This is a genomic window from Nitrospirota bacterium, from assembly GCA_040757595.1.
GTDB lineage: Bacteria > Nitrospirota > Nitrospiria > Nitrospirales > Nitrospiraceae > JBFLWP01.
This window is the reverse complement of the sequence record JBFLWP010000010.1, coordinates 20,593-44,666: the sequence shown is the minus strand read 5'-3', so window position 1 is coordinate 44,666 and position 24,074 is coordinate 20,593. Positions and strand designations below refer to the sequence as shown.

The window sequence follows — 24,074 nt, the reverse complement described above, 5'->3', positions numbered from 1 at the left end:
GCTATTAGCTGCGGGCCTCTTCAGAACAGCGAGCCGACGGAAAATTCAAACACGGCCTCCCGCTCGATCGGCTCGCGCTTCAAGTTGAACCCGTAGGCCACACGGAGCGGTCCGAACGGCGAAATCCACCTGGCTTCCACACCGGCCGCCCGGCGCAGATTCAAGCTCAATCTCTCATTATCGTCGAATCCCTTGCCGTAGTCGAAGAAGATCACCCCGTTCAGCTTGGCTTCGGATGAAATCGGAAAAATGAAGTCATAGTTGAAGATGAGCTCGCGGGCGGCGCCCACGATAAATCCGTCCGACGTTTTCGGACCGGCCTGGCCGAAGACAAAGCCCCTCATGGTATTGATGCCGCCCACGTAATACCGCTCGGTGATCGGGATCGGTTTTCCTCCCACGCCCTCCACCGTACCGAACCTGGCCCGAAACGAATGGCGCAAGTCCCAAGGCAGGGGCCAATATTGGATCCCATCGAGGGCGAGCTTGACGAAATGGTTGGTCCCCCCCAGATAGGGCGTGCCGTAGTCGAAATTGATCGCATAACGCCCGCCGGTCCTGGGATCCAGATAGTAGTCCCTGCTGTCTCGTGCCAGCGAGCTGCGGAAGCCGGTCGTGGTCTGGGTCCCAAACTGCCGCCTGATGAACTCGGGAGCGACGCCAAACCCAAACCCGCCGGCCCCTCCCGACGTGCCGAACGGGTTAAAACTGTTAAAGTACTCTTCCGGGTCCTGATATTTGAGTTGTTCGGCCACCAAGCTGAAGCTCCCGGAGGCGTACTCTGAAAACCACCGCCCAAAGGTGGCGCTCACGCCAGCCTTGTCTTCAAAAAAGGCGCCGAAGAACGTCTGAGACCGGTACACGTCCACCTGCAGGGACGTCAACGAATCGTTGAGATAGGGGTCGCGGAACGTGACGAGCCCCACCGTGCGCAACTGGCCGAGCTGGCCGCGGATCCGACCCATCCAGCCACGCCCCCCCAGGTTGCCCTCCGTAATGTCCGCGACCGCCACAAACCGATCCAACGTGCTGAAGCCGCCGCCGATGCTGAACATGCCCGTGGGCTTTTCTTTCACCTTGACGTCCAAGTCCACCTTGTCGGGAGCCACCTGCCTGGGCAGGATCTCGACGGTCTCGAAGAAGTTGAGGTTGTTCAGCCGCTGGAAGCTCCGCTTGATGGCCACGGTGTCGATGACGTCCTGTTCGTCGAGCCGTAGTTCGCGCCGGATCACGTTGTCGCGGGTCTTGTCGTTGCCCGTGATCACGATCTCCCGCACCCGGATCAGCTCGCCCTCCTTGATGTGAAAGAGGATCTTGGCCGTCTTGGTCTGAGGATCGGGCGTCACCGCCGGGTTGACGTCCGTGAACGCATAGCCCTTGCCCCCGTAGAGCTCGGTCAGCCTGGTGATCTCGTCCCGAATCTTGGCCCGCTGGAACACGTCCCCCTGGATAACCTTGGCGCCGACTTTGAGCTCGGGCTCCTCGAAGACCGTGTTGCCCCGATAGCCCACTTCCCCGACGTTGTAAGGCTCCCCTTCGACGATGTTGAACGTGACGATGTACCACTTCTTGTCGTCGGTCAGCTCGACCGTCGGGAACCCGACCTGGATGTTGAGGTACCCCTTGTTCAGGTAGACTTCCTTGATCCGCTCGACGTCGTTGCCAAGCTCCTCCTTCTTGAGAATGCCGGCATCCGTGAAATTGGAAAGGAGCCAGACCCACTGGCGGGTGGCCATGACCTTGAACAGCTCCTTTTTCGTGACGTGCTTCATGCCGTCGAAGATGACGGTTTTGACCTTGGCTCGGTCTCCCTCCCGGATGAAAAACGTGAGCCGCTTACGGTCTTCGTCCAGGGTCTGGATGATGGGTACCACGCGGGCGTCCGCGTAACCGTCCTCCTGGTACGCCAGCCGGATCTTCTCGGCGCTCTCCTTGGCCTGCTGCTGATCGAGAAAGGATTGGCTGCGAATCGTGATTTTCTCCTGCAACTTGTCGTCGCTCAGGTTTTGGTTGCCGTCGAAGACGATCTCGGTAATGAAGGGCTTCTCGCGGACCACGAACGTGATCGCGACCCCGCCGATCACCCGCTCCGTCTCGATCTGGACGTCCTCGAAAAAACCCATCTCGTAGATGAGCCGGATCTGCGTCCGGACGGCCTCGCTCGTGTAGGGCTCCCCGACCTTGAGCGTGATCCGGCCACGGATGGCGGGCTCCTCGATACGCTTGTTCCCGCGTATCTCGATCGATTTGACCTTCTGCACGCTGTCCTGGGCATGAAGGCCACCCGACGGAGCGCCAAGAAGCGCGACCACCGCAACCGCCACGGCAACGAGTCCGATCAACCGACTCCTGCCACGACTGGTCACTGCGGCCTTTCCGGAAGGGATGGCCGACCAGGGCGTGCCGGAATCGTCTTTGCGGGCTGGACACTTGTGAGAGGACTTCGCCTGACAGCCTTCACGTCACCGAACAGTCCAAGCATGAAATGAATAGGGCAGGACCCCACCAATACTCTCACGAAAGTTTGTGAAAAACCTAGGAATTATAAGGGGATGACGGACGCAATGTAAAGCAAATTTCTCCTCGTCGAGCCCGCTTTAAGGTTGTCCCGCACCGGGCCGGGTTGCCTTGACATCGCGCCGAACGATCCCCTAGTATCCAAACTATCTATGGCGCCCATCGCGATCCGGAAAGCGGTCATCCCCGCGGCCGGTCTCGGCACCCGCTTCCTGCCGGCCACCAAAGCCTCCCCCAAGGAAATGCTGCCCCTGGTCGACAAGCCGCTGATCCAGTACGCCGTAGAGGAAGCGGTCGCCTCTGGCATCCAGGATATCATCGTCATCACGGGGCGGGGCAAGCGCGCCATCGAGGACCACTTCGACCGCTCTTTCGAACTGGAAGAAAACCTGAAAGGCAACGGCAAGGCCCAGTTGCTGCGCGACATCCGGCAGATCTCCGAGATCGCCAATTTTTGCTACGTCCGCCAGTCGGAGCCGCGTGGACTGGGCCACGCCATCCTGTGTGCGCGGCACCTGATCGGCGACGAGCCCTTCGCCGTTCTCCTGAGCGATGAGATCATCGCGCACCGGATCCCGGCCACGGCCCAGCTCATTCAGGTCTATGATCGGGGAAACGGCGCGGTGTTGGGCGTCCAGAAGGTCCCGCGAAGCCAGGTCCGGCACTACGGCATCGTGGAAGCCAGACGCGTGGCGGGAGGGCTCCATCGGGTGCTCGACTTGGTCGAGAAGCCGGCTCCGGCCGCTGCTCCGTCCCGTTACGCCGTCATCGGGCGCTACGTGCTCGCGCCGGAGATCTTCCCCTGCCTGGAAAAGACGGAGCCGGGCAAGAATCAGGAGATTCAGCTGACCGACGCCTTGCGGCTCCTGGCGCAAACCGCTCCGATCTACGCCCAGGAGATCCAGGGGCAACGGTACGACGCCGGGGACAAGCTGGGATTTCTCAAAGCCACCGTCGAGTTCGCGCTCAAGAATCCGACGCTGGGGCCGCCGTTCGCCAGGTACCTCAAGCAGTTGCGTTGACGCCGACCCTGCTTCCGTGAAATCGAGGAGACGTTCACAAAGGACCCAGTTCCATGCCCGCTGAGCCGGCCGAACGCGACATTCAAAACGTAGAGATCCCCGACCAGCTGCCGCTGCTCCCGGTCAGGGACATCGTGGTCTTCCCCTACATGGTGCTGCCCCTGTTCGTCGGGCGGGACATGTCGATCAAGGCCATCGAGGCCGCGCTCGCCGGCAACCGCATGATTTTCCTGGCCACCCAAAAGGCCCTGGACGTGGAAAATCCCAAACCCGAGGACATCCACACGGTCGGCACCATCGGGGTCATCATGCGGATGCTCAAGCTGCCGGACGAACGCATCAAGATCCTGGTGCAGGGCGTTTCGAAAGGGAAGGTCCTGGAGTACATCCAGACCGAGCCCTACTACTCGGTCCGGATCGCCAAGGTGGCTGACTCCCAGCCAGCGACCTCTCCGCTCGAGGCCGAGGCCGTGATGAGGACCGTCAAGGAGCAGCTCGAACGGATCGTAAGCCTCGGCAAGGTGCTCATGCCCGACGTGATGGTGGTCATCGAAAATCTCGAGGACCCGGGCCGACTGGCCGACATGGTCGTTTCCAACCTGGGGCTCAAGGTGGAAGCCACGCAGGATGTCCTGGAGATCGAGGATCCGGTGGCGCGCCTGCGGCGGGTCAGCGAGATCCTGGCCAAAGAGGTCGAGGTCCTGTCCATGCAGCAGAAGATCCAAGCCCAGGCCAAGGGCGAAATGGACAAGACCCAGCGGGAGTATTTCCTGCGCGAGCAGCTCAAGGCGATCCAGAAGGAACTCGGCGAGCTGGACGAACGAGCCGAGGAGATCGCCGAATTCCGCAAGCGTGTCAAAGACGCCAAGATGCCCGACAAGGTGCTGAAGGAGTGCGAGAAGCACCTCAAGCGCCTGGAGAAGATGCACCCGGACACGGCGGAATCAGCGACGGTCCGGACCTACCTGGAATGGATGGTCGAGCTGCCCTGGAGCAAGAAATCCAAAGACAACCTGGACATCAAAGCCGCCGCGAAGGTGCTGGACGACGACCACTACGACCTGGAAAAGGTCAAGGAGCGCATCCTCGAGTACCTGGCCGTCCGCAAGCTGAAGGACAGGATGAAAGGGCCGATCCTCTGCTTCGTCGGCCCCCCCGGCGTCGGGAAGACGTCCCTCGGCAAGTCGATCGCCCGGGCCCTCGGGCGGGAATTCGTCCGCATCAGCCTGGGCGGCGTCCGAGACGAGGCCGAGATTCGCGGCCACCGCCGGACCTACGTGGGCGCCCTCCCGGGCCGCATCATCCAGGGCATCAAGCAGGCCGGCACGGCCAACCCCGTCTTCATGCTGGACGAGGTGGACAAGGTCGGCATGGATTTCCGCGGGGACCCCTCGGCCGCCCTGTTGGAAGTGCTGGATCCGGAGCAGAACCACGCTTTCAGCGACCACTATCTGGGCGTGCCGTTCGACCTCTCCGAAGTGATGTTCATCACGACCGCCAATCTCATGGACCCCATCCTCTCCGCCCTGCGTGACCGGATGGAGATCATCGAGATCCCCGGGTACACCGAAGAGGAAAAGCTCGGGATCGCCCAGCGCTACCTGATCCCGCGGCAGCTCAAGGAGCACGGGATCACGGAGGAGCACATCCGGATCACCGATCCGGCCTTGCGGCAGATCGTGTCCCACTACACGAGGGAGGCCGGCGTCCGAAACCTCGAGCGCGAGATCGCGAACGTCATGCGGAAGGTGGCGAAGAAAGTCGCCGAGGGCAAGATCCAGTGCTATGCGATCGCGCCGGCCAACCTGCACAAGTATCTCGGCGTACCCAAGTTCCTGCCGGAGGCGGAGCAGGAAAAGGACGAGATCGGCGTGGGGACCGGTCTGGCCTGGACCGAGACCGGCGGCGACGTCCTCCACATCGAGGCGACGATGATGAAGGGCAAGGGGCAGCTGACGTTGACCGGTCACCTGGGGGACGTGATGAAGGAGTCGGCGCAGGCGGCTTTGAGTTACGTCCGCTCGCGCGAAAAGCTGCTCGGCATCAACCCCGACCTGTTCTCCAAAGTCGACATTCACATCCACGTTCCGGCCGGCGCCATCCCCAAGGACGGGCCCTCGGCCGGCATCACGATGGCGACGGCCCTGGCCTCCCTGCTCACGAATGTGCCGGTGCGCCACGACGTGGCCATGACCGGCGAGATCACGCTCCGAGGCCGGGTGCTTCCCATCGGCGGGCTCAAGGAAAAAATCCTCGCCGCCAAGCGGGCCAAGCTCTCCACGGTGATCCTGCCCAAACGCAACGAGAAGGACTTGGAGGAGATCCCCAAGCACCTGCTGCGCGGCATCCGCTTGGTGTTCGCCGAGACCATGGACGACGTCATCAAGGCCTCCCTGCGACGAAGGTCGGAGCCGAACGCCAAGGCCGGGAAGCCCCACAATCCGAACGGCCGACCCGCATCTCATCGCCCGAAGCCCCAACGACCCAAACTTGGCCGAGACGGCAAGGCGAGGATCGGACCCCGTCCACGACCGCTCGTCCCTGCCATGTGAGCATGGACCGACACGTCCCGCGTCGGTCTCGGCATCGCCTCCCCTCGCTCCGGCTCAGCGAGTTTCAACTCATCGCCGACCTGCACCGCCGATTCGGGCGAACCGGCCCCTCGGTCCTGCGGGGGATCGGCGACGACGCGGCGCTCATCAGGCTCCCGCCCGGCCGGCAGCTCCTCGTCACGACCGACCTGCTGGCCGAGGGCGTCCATTTCGTCCGTTCTACCGCCTCGATGGAGGAGATCGGCTACAAGGCGGCGATCGCCAACCTGAGCGACATCGCGGCGATGGGCGGCGTGCCGAGGTACCTGCTGGTCTCGCTCGCCATCCCGCCCTCCCACCGGACCTCGGAGGTCCGGGCTCTCTACAGCGGGCTCATGCGGGCTTGCCGGTCCCCGCGGGTGGAGCTGGTCGGAGGAGACACCTCCGAATCCCGTGGGGGGCTCTTCATCGGCGTCGCCTTGCTCGGTACGGTCAGGCCGAACCACGCGCTGAGGCGAGACGGGGCGAGGATCGGCGACCTGCTCTATGTCACCGGGACGTTGGGCGACGCGTTGGCCGGGCTGGAGCTCCTCGCCGCTCGCCGCAACAGGCGGAGCCGCGGCCTCGGGCCGGCACGGTTCCTGATCGGTCGGCACCTCCGTCCGGCAGCGCGGATCAGGGAGGGGCAACTGCTCGCCGAGCACCGTCTGGCTACGGCCGCGATCGACCTGTCTGACGGCCTGTCCGGCGACTTGGCTCACCTCTGCAGACAGAGCGGCGTCGGCGCGGAGATCGAGGCTGCGGCTCTGCCCCTGTCGCCCCAGTGCAGAGCCTATGCCAAGGCCCGAGGCCGCGATCCGGTCGCGCTCGCCCTGACCGGCGGGGAGGATTACGAGCTCCTGTTCACGGTGCCCCCTCGCCTGCGCGAGACAGTCGAGCGGCTGGTTCGCGCGGCAGGATGCCGATGCACACGCATCGGGGTGATCCGTCCCAAGGCCTTCGGGCTCCGCGTAAGGCAGCCAACAGGGAGTCTGGCAAGCTTATCCATCACCAGCTATCAGCATTTCCGCCCCGCACGCGCGGGCCGGCCGGAGCCGTGATGGTCTCGCTCCAGCAGATCCGATCGCACTTGAAGCAGCTCCTGCACCTCGACGAACCCCCGCGCAAGACCGCGCTGGCTTTTGCGATCGGCGTCTTCATCGCCTTTTCGCCCACCTACGGGCTGCACACGCTGAGCGCAGCCTTTTGCGCCTGGGCGTTCCGCCTGAACGCCATCGCCCTCTTCGCCGGAGCCTTCATCAACAACCCCTGGACGGCGGTCCCCATCCTGGCCGCCACCTTTTGGACCGGCTTCCAGCTCTTGGGCTTGCCGGAGACCGCCCCGTTCAACTGGTCGGACCTGAGCCCGGCGTCCCTGTATCAACAGGTCGCTCCCTACGCCCTTCCCTTCTTCATCGGCGGGCTGGCGCTCAGCCTTCTGGGCGCGCTGGTCTCCTATCCGGCCGCCTACCTGCTCATTACCCAATATCGCGCTCGGCTCCGGCAGGCCGCTCCACGGCCCGACCGATTGCCACCCCAGGGCAGCTAGGCTATCATGTGGCAGGAGTCTCGGCCATGAAGACCCAGCCGCCCCCCCCCGGCGCCCTCTCCCCAGCGACTCAATACGACGGAACGGCCCTGATCGCCGATCCGATCCACGAGTACATCTCCTTCACCGTCCCCTACACCGTCCCCGATCCAACCGAGCGGACCGAAAAGGACCTGATCGACTCGCCCTGGGTCCAGCGGCTGCGTTACATCTACCAGCTCCAGAGCGCCCGCTGGGTCTACCCATCGGCCGAGCACAGCCGGTTCCAGCATTCCCTCGGCGTCATGCACGTAGCCGGGCGTTTCGCCCGACACCTGTACCCATCGCTGGCTCGGATCGTACCGGACCTCCCCTCGCCCCCGTTCATCGAGGAGCTGCTCCGGGTCACCGCGCTCCTGCACGACATCGGCCACGGCCCATTCTGCCACTTTTTCGACGAGAACTTCTTGGAGGAGTTCGGCCTCACCCACGAGCGGATCGGCCAGGTGATCATCCGGGAGCACCTGGGGAAGATCATCCGCCGCATCCGACGCAGCCCGGGCGGGCCGTTCCCCCCAGGCGAGCAGCTCGATCCGGACCACATCGCCTTCCTGATCCTTAAAGATCCGGGCAAGGACAGCTCCGCCTACCCCAAGTGGCTGTGGTTCCTGCAGCCGGTGATCGGCGGCATCTACACGGCGGACAACCTGGACTACGTCCTGCGCGATTCCTACATGTGCGGCGTGGCGGTCGGCCCCGTGGATCTGACCCGGCTCATCCACTACACCCTCATCACGTCCAAGGGGCTCACGATCCACCGGACCGGCCTGCCAGCCCTGCAGATGTTCCTGAATACGCGACTCTACCTCTACTCAAACGTCTACTATCACCGGACGACGCGGGCCATCGACATCCACCTGCGGGAGATCTTTCACGACACGATGACCTACATCTTCCCTCACAACCCGCTGGACCGGATGGAGGCGTACCAGCACCTCACCGACTGGTCCCTCACGGAGACCGTCCGCGGTTGGCCGAGGGAGCGCAGCAAGAAGATGCGGACCCTCGGGCAGGAATGGGCCCGCATCCTGGGGCGGGACGTGAAGTGGAAGATGGCCTACAACGCGGTGCTGCCGACCCGCGGGGACGAGCGGGGCCGGACGTTCATGGACCGACGGACGGTCGAGGACCGAATCAGGCGGGCCCTGCCGCCCCGCCTCAGCAAGCTGGACTTCCGCGTGGACATGGCCAACCAGGACCCGCGGCCCATCAACCTGCTGAACATGGGGGAGTTCCAGATCTACGTGTACGATCCTGCGACCAGGACGGTGTCCAAGGAGGCGTTGAAGGAATTCTTCGACTACCTGCCGGCCAGGATCGTCCAGTTCCGGATCTTCGCGAAGGACCACGGAGCGGACAGGGAGTTGGCCCAGGCCGCCGAGCAGGTCCTGGCCTCCGACGGGCACAGTATCAAGACCAACGTGTAAACGGGAGCGGGCAGCTCGCCGGGCGAGAGCCAGAGGATCTACTGTCGGAATTCCTCCATCGGGTTGGACTGGAGATAGTTGGGGTCCACCCGTTCCTCCCAAATCCCGGCATCCTCGTTCCCATAGCCCCATCCGCGCAGGTACAGGGCGCCGAGCACCGGCTCTCCGCCTTTCGTGGACTCGTGCGGCAGGGGCTGAACGTCGGAGACCAAGCCGACGACGGTGACCCGGGCCCAGGACCGGTAGGCTTTGGGCAACCCTTTGAGATCAACCAGGACCCAATAGTAGCCGGATTCAGACGGGCGGAGCGTGACATCGCGGTGGGGGACGTAATCCTCGTCAAGCGGCCGGTTCTTGAGCAGGAGCCACATCCGGCCTGCCTGCTCTTTCCCGTCCACGATCACGCCCCCCAGGATCACCACCTTGCCCCTGTAGGTCTGCGGGCGGGTCGCCAGGTCCGTGAGCGTCACGCCCGGCTCCGCCCGCTTGACGAACTCTGGCGGAACCGTGGATGCGCAGGCGCAAAGCAGCCACGCAGCGGCGGTCAGGATCGCCGCGGGCAGGCTGCGCCGGCCGGTCTGGCGAACGGTCGTTGGGGTCATCGGCTCGGTCCTTTGGAACCCTCTACCGGCCAGCGAGCGCCAGCCCCTCGATCGGCAGCTCCAAGAGGGAATAGGGATTGACCCGCGCGCCGTTCAGGCGGACGCCCCAGTGGAGGTGCGGACCGCTGGCGCGACCGGAAGCCCCGACCCTGCCGATCACTTGGCCCCGCTCGATCCTCTGCCCGTCCTGCACCAGAATCTCGGAGAGGTGAAAGTACATGGAATAGAGCCCCAGCCCGTGGTCAACGAAGACTCCCTTACCGGAGAAAAAGTGATCGACGGTCAGACGCGCCACGCCGCGGTTCATGGCGACCACGTCGGTCCCCAGCGGAGCCGCGATGTCCTCCCCGTTGTGGGGACTCCTCGGTCGGCCGTTGATGACGCGCAGTCGGCCGAACGCGCCGGTGACCGGTCCGTGCACTGGCTCGACGAACTGCCCCTCCCAGAGCCGGTCCTGTGAGACCGCCTCCAAGAGCGCTTTCACCTGCTGCTGCTCGGTCTTGACCCTGGCCAGGCTCTCCTCGTCCAAGTCGACCTTGTCCTTGGGCAAGGTCAGGTGCTGGACAGGATACTTCTCCTTGATCACGAGCACGTTGTAGCTCAACCGCCGCACCCCGGTCGGCTCCGTTGCCTCGATCACCAATTCATGGGTCCCCGGCTGATCCTGGAGATCAATGCCGAGCAGCCCCGCGTGCCCTTCACCGTTCGGAAAGAACGGGACCGTACGGCCCAGGAACTTGCCGACCACCGCCGCCTGGTCGTTGATCGGCAGCTTGACCAGCAGGACCTGTCCCTGCTTCCCGCTGAGCTGCCCGTCCGCACCGCGCATCTCGTGAGACGTGCCGGGTAGAAGATGCACCGGGAATACACTCGCCAGCAAGACGACGGCAAAGATCGCCCGTAGGTCCCACCGGCTCTGCGCGGGAAGCCCGTTCATCGGTAAAATCGCAAGCCCGACACCTGGGACACCAACTCCTCGACCCGGCGGTTGATGGCGCTGAACGGATCCATGCAGAGGATCGTCTCCTCCCAGTAGCCGTTCAGCTTCAAATAGGTCCAGTCCACGGTGTAAGACCGGTTTTTGGCGCGGGCAAACCGGATGAAGTCGCCCCGAACTTTGGCCCGCGTCGTTTGAGGCGGCATCGACATGGCCCGCTGCACATCCTCCTCGTCCACGATCCGCTCCGCCAGATCACGAGCCTCCAGCAGATAATAGAGGCCTCGGGTCCGCTTCACGTCGTGATACTGGAGATCCATGAGAAAGACGCGCGGATCATCCCATCCGCAGCCTTTCTTGTCCACGTACGATTGGATGAGCAGCTTCTTGCAGACCCAATCGACCTCTCGGGACAACTGCATCGGATCATCTTCTAGCCGGTCCAGGACATCGCTCCACTTGGCCCACAGGTCCGCCATGACCGGATCATGGGATTGCGTGCTCAGATAGTCGTGCGCCCGCTCGAGGTAGACGCGCTGGATCTCGATCGCGCTCAGCTGGCGGCCGTCGTCCAGCTTGACCTTCTTCTTCAGCGTCGGGTCACGCGAGATCTCGCGGATGGCCTTGACCGGGTCCTCCAACTCCGTGCCGTGCACCGTAAAGCCGTCTTCGACCATCGAGAGGACGAGGGCCGCGACGCCGACTTTCAGGTACGTGGCGTATTCCGACATGTTGGAATCACCCACGATGATGTGGAGCCGGCGATACTTCTCCGCGTCGGCGTGAGGCTCGTCCCGCGTATTGATGATGCTGCGGGAGGAGGTCGTCGAGGAGGAGGTCTTCTCGTGGATGTGCTGGGCTCGCTGCGAGATGAAATACTGGGGCTTGCCGGAGACTTTCAGCACCTTGCCCGAGCCGGCGTAGACCTGGCGGGTCACGAAGAAGGGGATGAGCTGTTCCGTCACTTTCCAGAAGTCCACGTCCCGACGCATGAGGTAGTTTTCGTGGCAGCCGTACGTGTTACCCAGGGAATCCGTGTTGTTCTTGAAAATGTAGATCTCGCCCGAGAGGCCTTCTTCGCGCAGCCGCTCCTCGGCCGCCGGCAAACAGGCTTCCAGCAGTCGTTCCCCGGCCTTGTCGTGAACGACCAGGTCCAGGACGTTGTCACATTCCGGGGTGGAATATTCCGGATGGCAGCCGGTGTCCTGGTAGAAACGCGCCCCGTTGACGAGAAAGGCGTTGGACGGCCAGCTGTTGGGGATCAACCCCTCGAAGATGTACCCCAGCACCTTCTCCATCGGCAGGTAGATCCGGCCGTTGGGGGAGAAGATCAAGCCGTACTCGTTCTCCAGGCCGAAGATGCGTGGTCGCATGGCGCAAGGAGTACCGGGGTTTGTAAACTTTTAAAGCATACACCGCCCTCGCGGAGCACTTCAACTTCGAGACGCTGTTTGGAGCGACGGCCTGGAAACGGGAAGGAGGAAACCGGTCAGGCCAGGAGTTGGCGCGACTCGGCCGGGGAAATCCGGCGGAACTTGCGCCCAGGGCGCGTACGGTCCAGCACGGCGATCTCCAGCCCTTCGAGCGTCAACTTCTGGTTCGTGACGTTCTCGAGGCCGGCGATGCAGATCGAGAGCGCCGTCTTCAAGGGAAGCGGCCCGTTCTTGTACCGCTCCTTGAGAAAGACCTGCAGCGCCTCGGCGCGGCCGCCGATCGCCGTGAAACCCCGCTCGTCGAAGATGCTCCCGTCAAAGGAGATCCGGTACATCTCGTTCACGTGACCTGGCTCTCCGACTTGGACGACGAGGATCTCCACCTCCAAGGGCTTGAGCTCCTGGCTGAAGATGGTGCCGAGGGTCTGCGAATAGGCGTTGGCCAGGGAGCGGGCGGTGACATCCTCGCGGCTGTACGTGAAGCCCTTGAGGTCCGCATGGCGAATGCCGGCCTTCCGCAGATTCTCGAACTCGCTGTACTTGCCCGCCCCGGAAAATGCGATGCTGTCATAGACTTCGGAAACCTTGAAGAGAGACAGGCTGGGGTTGTCGGCCACCAGCAACACGCCGTCGTCGTACTCCATCGCGATGATGGACCGGCCCTTGGCGATGCCCTTTTTGGCATACTCTGCCTTGTCCTGCATCATCTGCTCGGGGGACACGTAGTACGGGAGCGGCATGGCTAGGCTTCCCTCTTGCGCTGATCGATCAGCGACGCGTAGACGGTCTCGATCCGCCCGTCCTCCACGTCCGTGATGCCCTGGGCCCCCACGAGCTTGGCGGTCGGATAGATGCCGCGCACCGGATCCGGTCCGCCGGTGCCCACGTCCTCTTCCGCAGCATTGTAGAGCGCGAGCATCGCGATCCGGAGGGCCTCCTCCTCGGCAAGCTGTTTCTTGAAATGCTCGCGCATGGTATTGCGGGCGTCCTTCCCGCCAGATCCGATCGCGTGGTAATCGGACTCTTCGTACCGGCCGCCCGTGATGTCGTACTTGAAGATCCGCCCCTCCCCGCGCTTCTGGTCGTAGCCGACATAGATCGGGAGCACGACGAGCCCCTGGAAGACCATCGGGAGATTGGCTTTGACCATCTGGCCGAGCTTGTTGGCCTTGCCTTCGCAGGAGAGCTGCACCCCCTCCAGCTTCTCGTAGTGCTCGAGCTCGGTCTGGAAGAGCTTCGCCATCTCCATGCAGGGCCCGGCGGCCCCGGCGATCGCCATGGCGGAATGCTCGTCAATCCTGAAGACCTTCTCGACCCGGCGCCCGGCGATCTGGAAGCCCTCCGTCGCCCGTCTGTCTCCGGCGATCAGAACGCCGCCCTGGTACTTGATCGCCAAGACCGTCGTCCCATGGGGCACCGATGGAACCGCCCCGCCTCTGATCTCATCGAGTGCCGGGGCGGAGGAGCCCGGCGGGCACCAGCGGCTGGCCGGGATCAGATCCGGGCGGTGCTGGACCAAATAGTCGAAAAAGCTCGACCCGTGGTTGTCCGGAATCAGCGGCACGCTCCGTCTGCCTTCAAAGCCTGTCATCGCCTGTACGCAATCGTGGTTGATCCGGAGGCCCGACGGCCCGAGCCCCCGTGCTGGCCGGCTCAACGGATGGCCCTCAGCCGGTCAGTTTGGCAAGCAGCGACTCCGCCGAGTCGGACCCGTCGAGCAGCTCTCGCGTGAGCGACTCCGTCCCACGCAACGGCTCCATCAGCGGGATCTTCTTGATCGTGGTGTTCCCGACGTCGAAGAGCACCGAAGTCCAGCTCGCGGCATAGACCTGCCGAGGAAACTTCCTGAGGCAGCACCCGCGGAAATAGGCCCGGGTCCCGGTCGGCGGAGACTGTTCGGCCTTGACGATCTCGCTGTCCTGGACCAAGCGGTCGATCAGGTTGCCTCGCTCCAGCGTGTAATAGAGGCCCTTCTCCGGCCGAACGTCGTGATACTGGAGATCCAACAGCAGGACCCGCGGATCGGTCCACCCGCATCCCTTTCGGTCCATGTAGGACTGGATCATCTGCCGTTTGGCGACCCAGTCGAGCTCGCGCCCGAGCTGCATGGGGTCCCGCTCGAGCTTGTCCAGCACCTCCTCCCAACGAACGAGCACGTCCTTGGTGACCTGAGACAGCTCGTGGCAAGCGAAGTAGTCGAGCGCCGCCTTCAGGTAAGCGCGCTGGATGCCGATCGCCGAGGTCGTCCGCCCATCCGCCAGCTTGAGGCTCCCCTTCATGTCCAGGTCGCGGGAGACCTCCTTGATGGCCCGGACGGGGTCGTCCAATTCCAGTCGGGGGAACTCGACGCCCCCCTCGAGCATCTCGAGCACGATGGCCAGTGTCCCGACCTTCAAATAGGTGGAAAGCTCCGCCATGTTGGCATCGCCCACGATCACGTGCAGCCGGCGGTACTTGGCCGGATCGGCATGCGGCTCGTCGCGCGTGTTGATGATCGGCCGCTTGACCATCGTGTTCAGGTCCACCAGACACTCGAAGAAGTCCGCCCGCTGGGAAATCTGATAGTCCGTCGTTCTCGTCTGGTTCTCCGCCCCGACCTTCCCCGCCCCCGCATAAATCTGCCGGGTGACCAGGAAGGGCACCAGCGCCTGCACGATCCGATCGAAGGGCACGGACCGGGCGATCAGGTAGTTCTCGTGGTACCCGTAGCTGTTCCCCTTGCCGTCTGAGTTGTTCTTGTACACGAGGAACTTTTCCCCGCCACGGGCTTTCGCCAGAGCCCGCAGGCAGTCGGCCAGGATCCGCTCGCCGGCCCGCTCGTACGCCACCAGCTCCCGAGCGTTCGTACACTCCGGCGTGGAATATTCGGGATGGGCTCCGTCCACGTAGAGACGGGCGCCGTTGGCGAGGAGCTTGTTCAGGAGGCGGTTGTAATCGGGCCCCGGCCGCTCGCGCTCGCCCTCGACTTCGAACCCCCGGACGTCCAGCAGGGGGTTCTCGTTTTCATAGTCCCAGATGGCTTGGGGAGCCGGCAACGCGGGGTAATGCCCGATGAGCTGGAGCGAGTTCGAGACCGGATCGAGCGCGTCGGCGTCGCGGGCGGCGATGCCAAACTCGGTTTCCGTGCCCAACACGCGCGGCAAAAGCATGTGCCCTCGATTCCGAGTGGAAATCAGAAGTAGTGGCCGGTACTGATCGTCTCGATCCGCCTCGACTCGGCCGAGCCCGCCGTAATGGTTCGAACGTGGACGATCTTCTCGCCCTTCTTCCCGGCAATCTTGGCCCAGTCATCCGGGTTGGTGGTGTTCGGCAGGTCCTCGTGCTCCTTGAACTCCTCACGGATGGCCCGGAGCAGGTCATCTGTCTTGACGCCCTTTTCGCCCGTCGCCAGCACGCGCTTGATCGCGTACTTCTTGGCCCGGGCCACGATGCCTTCGATCAGGGCGCCGCTGGCGAAATCCTTGAAGTAGAGGATTTCCTTTTCCCCGCTCGCGTAGGTCACTTCGAGAAACTTATTCTCCTCGGACGTCGCGTACATGGCCTCGACGGTCGCGGCGATCAGCCGCTCCACGAGCGCCGCCCGATCGCCGGTGAATCGCTCCAGCTCGTCGGCGGCAAACGGCAGGTCGGGGGTCACGTACTTGGCGAAGATTTCCTTCGCGGCGGGCGCGTCGGGCCTTGAGATCTTGATCTTCACATCGAGCCGGCCGGCCCTGAGCACGGCCGGGTCGATCAGGTCCTGCCGGTTGCTGGCCCCGATCACGATCACGTTGCGCAGCCGCTCGACCCCGTCGATCTCGGAGAGGAACTGCGGGACGATCGTGGACTCGATGTCGGAGGAGATGCCGGTGCCTCGGGTGCGGAAGAGCGCGTCCATCTCGTCGAAAAACACGATGACCGGGTTGCCGTCGGCCGCCCGCTCCTTCGCCTTCTTGAACACCTCCCGCACCTGCCGCTCGGACTCTCCGACGTACTTATTGAGCAATTCCGGTCCCTTGACGTGGAGGAAGAAGCTGCGAACCTCCTTGCCGGTCAGATGACCGAGCTTCTTGGCGATGGAGTTCGCCACGGCCTTGGCGATCAGGGTCTTCCCGCAGCCGGGTGGGCCGTACAGGAGCACGCCCTTGGGAGCGCTCAGCTTGTGCTCCCGGAAGAGCTCCGGATGCAGGAACGGCAGTTCCACCGCGTCCCGTACCTGCTCGATCTCTTTCGAGAGCCCACCGATGTCGTCGTAGCTGATATCCGGCACCTCTTCGAGGACCAACTCCTCCGCCTCGGACTTCGGCAGTTTCTCGATGACGTAGCCGGAGCGCGGGTCGTAGAGCAGATGGTCCCCGACGCTCAGCCGTTCGGTCAGCAGCGGCTCGCCGAGATCGGCGACCTTCTCTTCGTCGAAGTGCAAGGTCACGAGGGCGCGTCTCCCATCCAGCAGGTCCCTGAGCCGTACGACCTCGCCCTGGCCGTCGAAGCCCCGGGCCTCGATCACGTTGAAGGCCTCGTTCAGGATGACCTCTTGCCCTTTGCGCAGATCCTTGGCCTTGATCGCCGGGTGGACGTTCACTTTCATCTTGCGTCCGGAGACGTACACGTTCGCAGTCGAGTCGGTGTTCAGGCTGGAGAAGATGGCGTAGGTGGACGGGGGCGCCGTCAGCTTGTCAACTTCCGCGCGCAGAGCCTCGATCTGCGCCTTGGCTTCCTGAAGCGTTGCGGTCAGCCGTTCGTTTTGCTTGTGGGCCTGCTCGAGCTGGTACCGCGAATGATGGAGCTGACGCAGCTCCTCCTCCATCGACTGGACCTGGATCCGCAGCTTCTCCAGTTCACGCATGTGATCGTCGCTCTTTCTCGCGGGGTTCGGCTCTCCGTCCGACAGCCGTTCGGTCAGCTTCTTGACGGAATCCCGAAAGGTGCTGAGGCGGCCAGGGCCTCGCTTGGGATCAGGCATCGAGTCACGCTCCTCATCGTCCTGTCGTCGCACTGACACCGGAAGCCCAAACTTGCTCGGATTCTATCATCGCCCCTCCATACGGTCAACTATCGCGGCTCGATGCAACGCGCGTGTGCGCAGCGTCTGCGGCGTCACGTCGGGACCGCCAGCGCCTCGAGCAGGCCGCATACGGCGGCCTCGACCCGCTCGGCGGAGAGGATGGACGAGATGACCGCGACGCCGAAGGCGCCGGCCCGTCGCACCTCACCGACCCGTGCTGCCGTGATGCCGCCGATCGCGAACACCGGGATCCGGCACCGGCGCGCGGCCTCCTCGATCGGACCGAGGCCGATCGGCGGCCCGTACGCCCGCTTCGACGGCGTCTCGTAAATCGGGCCCAGCACCGTGAAGTCGGCTCCGTCGCATTCAGCCCGCAGAACATCGTCCACCGAGTGGGCCGACACGCCGATCAGCCGATCCTGGCCCAGGAGCCGGCGCGCCACCGATACCGGTAGGCTGTCCGCACGCAGGTGGACGCCGTCCGCGTCGAGCGCCATGGCAAGGTCCACACGGTCGTTGATGAGCATCCGGGCCCGTCGGTTCCGTGCGAGGGGCAGGATCTGTTCCGCCAGGTCGAGCAGCGGGCGGGTGGCCAGGTCCCTCTCCCTGACCTGGACGGCCCGCACGCCGGCGTCCAGTGCGTCACGGAGGAGCGGCACCAGTGGCCGCCCGCCGGTCTGATGGCGATCGGTAATCAGGTAGAGGGGAAAATCAACGCAGGGCATTCTTCGTGAAGCGTGGCTCGTGAAGCGTGGCTCGCCAGACCGATGGTGCGCTTCACGCTTCACGCGCGACGTTTCACGCGGCTCAGAGCATGCCCTCGATCGGGCTGCTGGCAGTCGCGTAGAGCTTCCTGGGGATACGGCCGGCCTTGTAGGCCAGGCGCCCGGCTTCGACCGCATATTTCATGGCCTCCGCCATGGCGATCGGATCCTTCGCGCCGGCGATCGCGGTGTTCATGAGAACCGCGTCAGCCCCGTATTCCATCGCCAGCGCCGCGTCGGACGCGGTGCCGACGCCGGCGTCCACGATGACCGGCACCCGCACGGTCTCGAGGATGATCTTCAGGTTGTACGGATTGCGGATGCCGAGCCCGGAGCCGATCGGGGCCGCCAGGGGCATGACGGCCGGGCAGCCGATGTCGACCAGCTTCTTGGCGACCACCGGGTCGTCGTTCGTGTAGGGCAGCACGATGAATCCTTCCTTGAGCAGGATCTTGGCCGCCTCGATCAGACCGGCCGTGTCGGGGAACAGCGTTCGCTCGTCGCCGATCACTTCGAGCTTGACGAGATCGGACACGCCGGCTGCGCGGGCCAGCCTCGCATAGCGCACCGCGTCCTCGACCGTGTAGCAGCCGGCCGTGTTCGGCAGGATCGTGTACTTCTTGGGGTCCAGATAATCGAGCAAATTCTCCTTGGAGCGGTCGGTCACGTTCACCCGCCGCACCGCGACCGTGACGACATCGGCGCCGGACGCGTCGATGGCTTGCTTGGTCTCGACGAAGTCCTTGTACTTGCCGGTTCCGACCCACAGGCGCGACCGGAACTCGCGCCCCGCGATGACCAGCCGATCGTGGTTCATAATGCGCTCCGTGAAGAAGCTGTCAGCAATCAGCTTGCCGCAAGCTCGTGTTCATCTCCCGGCTGAAGGCTGACCGCCGATCGCTGAAAGCTTGCCCGCTTCCTCCGCCGATGAAACTGATGATTTCGACACGATCTCCCTCGCCAAGCCCCCGTCGTTCGAACTCCCGCCGGTCCACAATCTCCAAGTTCACCTCGACTGCCACCCGGTCCGGCTTGATGTCCAGGTCCCGGAGGAGATCCGCGATCGTAACGCCAGCACGGGCCACGCGCTGCTCACCGTTCACCTGAATCTGTACGGTCCCCGCTGCTGGTTGGCCCATCATATCGCACCCGTCCGAGGGCAAGGACCAGGCACGTCCGCATCCTACGGGACGGTCGAACACCTTGTCAATAAAGGCTGACTGGGGTATATGCCGTGTATGACCGGGACCAACCGCGCGATCGCTCAGATCTTCCTGGCCATGGCCGACATGCTCGCAGCCCGGCGGGCAAACCCTCACCGCGTCCGGGCCTACCGACGCGCCGCCGAGTCACTGGCCGGTCTGGAAGAGGATGTGAGGGCAGTCGCGCAACGCGGCGCCCTCCAGGAGATTCCCGGGATCGGCCGCGATTTTTCCGGAAAGATCGAGGAGTTCCTCAAGACTGGGCGGATCCAGTCCTACGAGGAGTTGAAGCGGCCCCTGCCGCCGGACGTGGCCGCTTGGACCGACCTGCCCGGTCTGTCCGAGGCCGTCGTGCAGCACCTCTACTTCAAATTGGGCATCCGGACGCTCGACGACCTGGAGGCTCTGGTGCGCTCGCATCTCTTGCGCACGCTTCCGGGAGCGACCGCGTCGGAGGAGGAACTCCTGGCCGCCATCCGGCGATCGCGTCAATCCTGAGCAAGCCTCGCCTGGAAGGGCGGGGCAACCGAGCCTTCGACCCTGCTCAGGTTCGACCCAGAGCAGGTTGGGGGTCGAAGGATTGACTTGCCCGGACCGCTCTGTTAGCGTGCCCGCTCGCGGACGGGAGCCCCAGGAAGGAAGAAAGACCAGACAGGTATGGGTGTCTCAGCCTTCGTGCTCGTGGATGTGGCAGGAAACCACACCAAGAGTGTCTACAAGACGCTGAGCCGGATCGAGGGAGTCAAGGCCGTGTACAACATCTCGGGGCCCCACGACCTGATCGTTCAGGCGGAAGCCGAGAGCCTCGACTCCCTCTACGAGCACACGATCTCATCCATCCGCGCGGTGGACGGCGTGACCAAGACCCTCACTTGCTTCGTCCTGCACCAGGAGAAGCCGCGCTAAAGCGGGCGCAGCTCTTTGAAGATCTTCCAGGTCTTCAGGAGCTCCACCGCCTTCTGTAACTGGACATCCTCCTCCGGCGAAACCTCCCCTGTCTCGGCGGGGGGTCCTCCGCCCTTGGCCTCCTCGCCCGGCCGCGGCTGGGCCGTCGCGGACGGCGCGGTTTCTTTCGGCTTCGGCGCCGCTTCCTTGTCCCCAGCCTTGGCCACCGTCACCGGAGGCTGGGGCTTGACCGTGATGTCCGGCGTGATACCGGTGGACTGGATGGACCGGCCCTTCGGCGTGTAGTACTTGGCCGTCGTCAGCCTGAGCCCGGACCCGTCCGCCAGCGGCAGGATCGTCTGGACCGACCCCTTCCCGAAAGTCGTCGTCCCGATGACGACGGCGCGTCCCCAGTCCTGCAAGGCGCCGGCCACGATCTCCGAGGCGCTCGCCGATCCCTCGTTCACGAGCACGATCATCGGATAGTCCTCAGCTTGCTCCTTGGACCGGGAGAGGTATTCATCTTTCCGTCCATCCCGGCCCTTGATATAGACGATCAGCTTGCCCGGCCCCACGAACTGCTCCGACACCTCCACGGCTGCGGTCAGCAGGCCTCCGGGGTTGTTCCGGAGGTCCAGGACCAACGATTGGTGTTTCTGCTCACGGAGCTGCTTCAGCACGCGAGCCAGGTCCTTCCCCGTGGATTCCTGAAACTGGGTCAGCCGGACGTAGCCGATGTTGTTCTCCAGCACCTTGCTGCGCACGCTCTCGATCTTGATGATATCCCGCACAAGCGTGAACACGAGCGGGTCGGGCACCCCCTGGCGCTCGACAGTCAGGCTGACCTTCGTGCCCTTCGGCCCCCGCATCTTCTGGACCGCATCCATGAGGGTCAGGTCCTTGGTCGTCTCCTCGTTGACCTTGGTGATGAAGTCCCCGGCCTTGATGCCGGCCTTCTGGGCGGGGGTCCCTTCGATCGGGGCGATCACGGCGAGCCGGTTGTCCTTGATCCCGATTTGGATGCCGACCCCGCCGAACTCCCCCTTGGTCTCGACCTGGATCTCCTTGTACATCTCCGGGGTCATGTAGGCCGAATGGGGATCCAGCGTGGCCAGCATCCCGCGGATCGCCCCCAGCACGAGGTCCTTGCTCTTGACCTCCTCGACGTAATGCCGCTGGATCTGCGTCAGGACCTCCGAGAAGGTCTTCAGCTCCTCGTAGGTCTCGGTCGCGTGCCCGGTGCGCTCCCACCCCTTGCCGATGAGGACGCCCACGAGCAGCGCGATCAGGATGATCGGCCCCAGATACCACGATCGGTGTCGCCGTTCCCGTTCCATAGTCACCCGTTCCTTTCCTGCTGTCACCGCCGTTTGCCCAGCCACGCCAGGGGATCAACCGGTTCTGCCCCCTCGCGCAATTCGAAGTAGAGTGTGTCTTCGCCCGTCATGCCTGTGTCCCCCGTCTCTCCGATCGTCTGGCCGGCCTGCACCGGCTCCCCGACCTTCGCCAGCAGCTTCGACGCATGGGCGTAAAGCGAAAAGAATCCGTTGGCATGGTCCAGGATGAGCACCAGTCCGTAGCCCTTCAGCCAGTCCGCGTAGACCACGGTCCCCGCCATCACGGCCTTGATCGGGCTTCCCTCTTGGGTCCGTATCTCGATGCCCTTCTTCTGCACGTAGGTCTCGAACGTCGGGTGCTTCTGCCTCCCGAAGAAAGAGACGACCTCCCCGTCGGCCGGCCAGGGCAGCACCCCTTTAAACGGTCGGGCATGGGCCGGGCCGGGCTTGGGGCGGACCGCGGCCGCCCTCCGCCGCTGCTCCAGGTCTTTCAACAGGACATCCACCCGCGACGCGGAACGCTCCAGCTCCGCTACCGCCCGGTCGTAGGCCTCCTTCTGTTGCGTGATCTTGGTGAGGAACTGGCTCTTCTGGCGCTTGAGCCCCTGGATTTCCTCCAGCTTGTGCTCCGTACTCTGCTTGAAGGCCAGCAACTCGGCCCTCGCCCCGGCCCGCTGACGTTCGACCTCCTCCAGCCGTTCCGCGTCCGCACGGTGGGCCTCGATCAAATCATACTCCCGTTTTGAGAGCGCCGAAAGGTAATGGAACCGGCGCTGGAGATCGTCGTAACTGTGCGCCGACAGCAGGGCCTTCAGGTAGCCGAACCGTCCTTCCATGTACTGCACCCGCAGGCGCGACAGGATCGAGCTGCGGCGCTCGCTGATCCGCATCCGGAGCGATGCAATCCGGCCGTTGATCTCCTCGATCTCCCGGTCCTTCTGCTTGAGCTTCCGGCCGATCTCGCCCCTCTCCTGTCGGCTGGCCATGAGCCGATCGTCCAGATCCTGGATGGCCTGGAGGGTTGACTCCCGTTTCTTCTCCACCTCGTCGGCCTGCCTCTTGGTCGTCTCGATCTCTCCCTTGAGCTTTTCGAGGGTCTGTCGCTCCCGCTCGATCCGCTGGGAGATCGGATCTCGGTGATCCTTCCCCGCGAGAGCCGGGGAGGCGGCCCAGGGCCACCAGGAGGTCCACGCCCAGGCTCCGGCGAGGAGCAGCATCCTGCAAACCGGCGTCACGCCCTGTTCCTCCCGAACCCCGCCATGGAGACGATGCTCCCGACGCAGCCCAGCAGAAATCCCGCCGCGACCATCAAGAGCGAGACATGGAGCGGGAAGAATCCGAACCCGGACTCGACGCCGAGGAACCGACCCGGCATCCCAAGGTGGAGCCTGAAGTATTCGAAGCCGCTCCGCAGCAGCGCCAGGGCCAGAACGGCGCCGAGCGCGCCCAGGGCAGCGCCTTCCAGCAGATAGGGGATCTTGATGAAGGTCCCGGTGGCCCCGATCAATCGCATGATCTCGATCTCCTCGCGCCGGGCGTAGAGCGTCAGCCGGATCGTGTTCGCGATGATCGTGACGGAGGCCGCCGACAGGATCGCGCCCACCGCGAACGCCGCCAGCTCCAAGTACCCGATGACCGTCGCGAGGTTCTCGATCCAGTCCCGGCTGTATTGGACTTGGGCGACCCCGGGCACGGCTTTCAGCCGCTCGGCCCAGCGCTTGACCGCGTCGGTGGAGCGAAAGCGGGGCCCCAGGGTCACGACGAACGACGCAGGCAGCGGGTTCTCCCCCAATCCCTGCAGCAGGTGGGATTCCGACGGAAACTGCTCGCGAAACTCCGCCAGCGCCTGTTCCTTGGAAACGTAAGCCAGGGAGGCCGCCTCCGGTTCGGCTTTCAGCCGCTGCTGGAGCTCCGCGATTCCCTGGGCCGTGAGGTTGTCGTGCAGGTAGATGACGACCTTGATGTCCTCCTGCAGCGCATGGGCGACTCCCCGGAGGTTCAGATACAGCAGCAGAAACACCCCGAAGCAGGCCAGCGTGAACGCCGTAGTCGCCACCGCGATCATCGTCGTGGTCCGGTTCAGCCGGATGTTGGTGATCGCCTCCCGGATCAGGTAGCCCAAACGCCTCACGACTCGGCCCTCTCATCCGCCGCGATCTTGCCCTGATCGAGCACGACGACCCGGCGGTTGACCTGCTCGACCACCTGGGGATTGTGGGTGGCGACCATGACGGTCGTGCCGCGAGCGTTGATCGCCTTGAACAGCTCGATAATCTCCCCGGCCAGACCGGGGTCCAGGTTGCCGGTCGGCTCGTCGGCCAGCAGCACGATCGGCCCGTTCACGACCGCCCGCGCGATGCAGACCCGCTGCTGCTCGCCCGCGGAGAGCATGGTCGGGCGGCTCTCCTTCTTGTGCTCCATCCCGACCGCCTTCAGCGCCTCCGTCACCTTGCGCCGGATGTCGAAGGAGGAGGCGCCTTGCACGAGCAGCGGCAGCGCCACGTTGTCGAAGACGTTCTTTTTGGGCAGGAGCCGAAAGTCCTGGGACACGAAGCCCATCGTGCGCCGCAGGTAGGGAATGGCTTGGGGCCGGAGCCGCGCCACGTTCCGGTTCTGGACCAGGATCTGCCCCTCGTCTGGCGGCTCCGCGCAAAAGATCAGCTTCAGCAACGTGCTCTTACCGGCCCCGCTGGGCCCCATGAGCAAGACGAACTCGCCCTTCTCGATCTGGAGGTTGACGTCGGAAAGGGCCGGGCGCCGGTCATAGTACTTGGAGACGTGGAAGAGATGGATCATGTTCGGCGTT

Annotated in this window: 21 protein-coding genes and 1 pseudogene; 7 read left to right on the top strand and 15 right to left on the bottom strand. The window is 64.1% G+C overall.

What is annotated here, in order from left to right:
* Positions 1–20 precede the first annotated feature (20 nt).
* Positions 21–2,261 (bottom strand): outer membrane protein assembly factor BamA, encoded by a 2,241-nt coding sequence (gene bamA, locus AB1411_10515; GenBank protein MEW6544029.1) that lies wholly within the window; start codon positions 2,259–2,261, stop codon positions 21–23.
* Between the two features lie 408 nt (positions 2,262–2,669).
* Here bamA and galU point away from each other — a divergent pair, with 408 nt between their 5' ends.
* From galU to AB1411_10490, 5 genes are read left to right on the top strand one after another with little or no spacing between them, the layout of a single operon-like run.
* Positions 2,670–3,539 carry a UTP--glucose-1-phosphate uridylyltransferase GalU gene (galU, locus tag AB1411_10510; GenBank protein ID MEW6544028.1) on the top strand — a complete coding sequence of 290 codons (870 nt, stop codon included), beginning with the start codon at positions 2,670–2,672 and terminating at the stop codon, positions 3,537–3,539.
* 53 nt (positions 3,540–3,592) lie between these two features.
* A complete protein-coding gene (gene lon, locus AB1411_10505; GenBank protein MEW6544027.1) occupies positions 3,593–6,091 on the top strand; it encodes an endopeptidase La in 2,499 nt (832 codons plus the stop codon).
* A 2-nt stretch (positions 6,092–6,093) separates the two neighbouring features.
* Positions 6,094–7,170 carry a thiamine-phosphate kinase gene (gene thiL, locus AB1411_10500; protein MEW6544026.1) on the top strand — a complete coding sequence of 359 codons (1,077 nt, stop codon included), beginning with the start codon at positions 6,094–6,096 and terminating at the stop codon, positions 7,168–7,170.
* Positions 7,170–7,658, top strand: coding sequence for a DUF2062 domain-containing protein (locus tag AB1411_10495; GenBank protein ID MEW6544025.1), 489 nt, complete (start codon positions 7,170–7,172; stop codon positions 7,656–7,658). The genes thiL and AB1411_10495 overlap by 1 nt, the downstream gene beginning before the upstream one ends.
* 26 nt (positions 7,659–7,684) lie before the next feature.
* Positions 7,685–9,124, top strand: a complete 1,440-nt coding sequence (locus tag AB1411_10490) for an HD domain-containing protein (protein MEW6544024.1) — start codon at positions 7,685–7,687, stop codon at positions 9,122–9,124.
* A gap of 38 nt (positions 9,125–9,162) precedes the next feature.
* Here the strand turns inward: AB1411_10490 and AB1411_10485 are convergent, their stop codons facing one another.
* The 10 genes and pseudogenes from AB1411_10485 to thiS all read right to left on the bottom strand — a co-directional run bounded on the left by AB1411_10485 (position 9,163) and on the right by thiS (position 18,983).
* A complete protein-coding gene (locus tag AB1411_10485; protein ID MEW6544023.1) occupies positions 9,163–9,726 on the bottom strand; it encodes a Slp family lipoprotein in 564 nt (187 codons plus the stop codon).
* 22 nt (positions 9,727–9,748) lie between these two features.
* Positions 9,749–10,555 carry a M23 family metallopeptidase gene (locus AB1411_10480; protein MEW6544022.1) on the bottom strand — a complete coding sequence of 269 codons (807 nt, stop codon included), beginning with the start codon at positions 10,553–10,555 and terminating at the stop codon, positions 9,749–9,751.
* Between the two features lie 104 nt (positions 10,556–10,659).
* Complete coding sequence (gene pafA, locus AB1411_10475) at positions 10,660–12,036, bottom strand: Pup--protein ligase (protein MEW6544021.1); 1,377 nt, start codon at positions 12,034–12,036, stop codon at positions 10,660–10,662.
* A 116-nt stretch (positions 12,037–12,152) separates the two neighbouring features.
* The gene (prcA, locus tag AB1411_10470; protein MEW6544020.1) at positions 12,153–12,836 is read right to left on the bottom strand and encodes a proteasome subunit alpha; all 684 of its coding nucleotides are present in this window, start codon (positions 12,834–12,836) and stop codon (positions 12,153–12,155) included.
* A gap of 2 nt (positions 12,837–12,838) precedes the next feature.
* The gene (gene prcB / locus AB1411_10465; protein MEW6544019.1) at positions 12,839–13,660 is read right to left on the bottom strand and encodes a proteasome subunit beta; all 822 of its coding nucleotides are present in this window, start codon (positions 13,658–13,660) and stop codon (positions 12,839–12,841) included.
* Between the two features lie 103 nt (positions 13,661–13,763).
* A complete protein-coding gene (gene dop / locus AB1411_10460) occupies positions 13,764–15,245 on the bottom strand; it encodes a depupylase/deamidase Dop (protein MEW6544018.1) in 1,482 nt (493 codons plus the stop codon).
* Between the two features lie 23 nt (positions 15,246–15,268).
* A pseudogene (gene arc / locus AB1411_10455) lies at positions 15,269–16,894 on the bottom strand (proteasome ATPase).
* A gap of 278 nt (positions 16,895–17,172) precedes the next feature.
* On the bottom strand, positions 17,173–17,805 hold the full coding sequence (gene thiE, locus AB1411_10450) for a thiamine phosphate synthase (protein ID MEW6544017.1): 633 nt from the start codon (positions 17,803–17,805) through the stop codon (positions 17,173–17,175).
* Between the two features lie 82 nt (positions 17,806–17,887).
* On the bottom strand, positions 17,888–18,661 hold the full coding sequence (locus AB1411_10445) for a thiazole synthase (GenBank protein MEW6544016.1): 774 nt from the start codon (positions 18,659–18,661) through the stop codon (positions 17,888–17,890).
* A 22-nt stretch (positions 18,662–18,683) separates the two neighbouring features.
* Positions 18,684–18,983, bottom strand: coding sequence for a sulfur carrier protein ThiS (gene thiS / locus AB1411_10440; protein MEW6544015.1), 300 nt, complete (start codon positions 18,981–18,983; stop codon positions 18,684–18,686).
* Between the two features lie 99 nt (positions 18,984–19,082).
* Here thiS and AB1411_10435 point away from each other — a divergent pair, with 99 nt between their 5' ends.
* Positions 19,083–19,544 (top strand): histidinol-phosphatase, encoded by a 462-nt coding sequence (locus tag AB1411_10435; protein ID MEW6544014.1) that lies wholly within the window; start codon positions 19,083–19,085, stop codon positions 19,542–19,544.
* 159 nt (positions 19,545–19,703) lie between these two features.
* Positions 19,704–19,952, top strand: coding sequence for an Lrp/AsnC ligand binding domain-containing protein (locus AB1411_10430; protein ID MEW6544013.1), 249 nt, complete (start codon positions 19,704–19,706; stop codon positions 19,950–19,952).
* Here AB1411_10430 and AB1411_10425 read toward each other — a convergent pair.
* The 4 genes from AB1411_10425 to ftsE are packed head-to-tail and all read right to left on the bottom strand — an operon-like array spanning position 19,949 to position 24,064.
* Positions 19,949–21,268: a S41 family peptidase gene (locus AB1411_10425; GenBank protein ID MEW6544012.1), complete on the bottom strand. Its 1,320-nt coding sequence runs from the start codon at positions 21,266–21,268 to the stop codon at positions 19,949–19,951. The genes AB1411_10430 and AB1411_10425 overlap by 4 nt on opposite strands.
* A 23-nt stretch (positions 21,269–21,291) precedes the next feature.
* Positions 21,292–22,503 carry a peptidoglycan DD-metalloendopeptidase family protein gene (locus AB1411_10420; GenBank protein ID MEW6544011.1) on the bottom strand — a complete coding sequence of 404 codons (1,212 nt, stop codon included), beginning with the start codon at positions 22,501–22,503 and terminating at the stop codon, positions 21,292–21,294.
* Positions 22,500–23,399 (bottom strand): permease-like cell division protein FtsX, encoded by a 900-nt coding sequence (locus AB1411_10415; protein ID MEW6544010.1) that lies wholly within the window; start codon positions 23,397–23,399, stop codon positions 22,500–22,502. The genes AB1411_10420 and AB1411_10415 overlap by 4 nt, the downstream gene beginning before the upstream one ends.
* Positions 23,396–24,064, bottom strand: coding sequence for a cell division ATP-binding protein FtsE (gene ftsE / locus AB1411_10410; protein MEW6544009.1), 669 nt, complete (start codon positions 24,062–24,064; stop codon positions 23,396–23,398). The genes AB1411_10415 and ftsE overlap by 4 nt, the downstream gene beginning before the upstream one ends.
* Positions 24,065–24,074 lie beyond the last annotated feature (10 nt).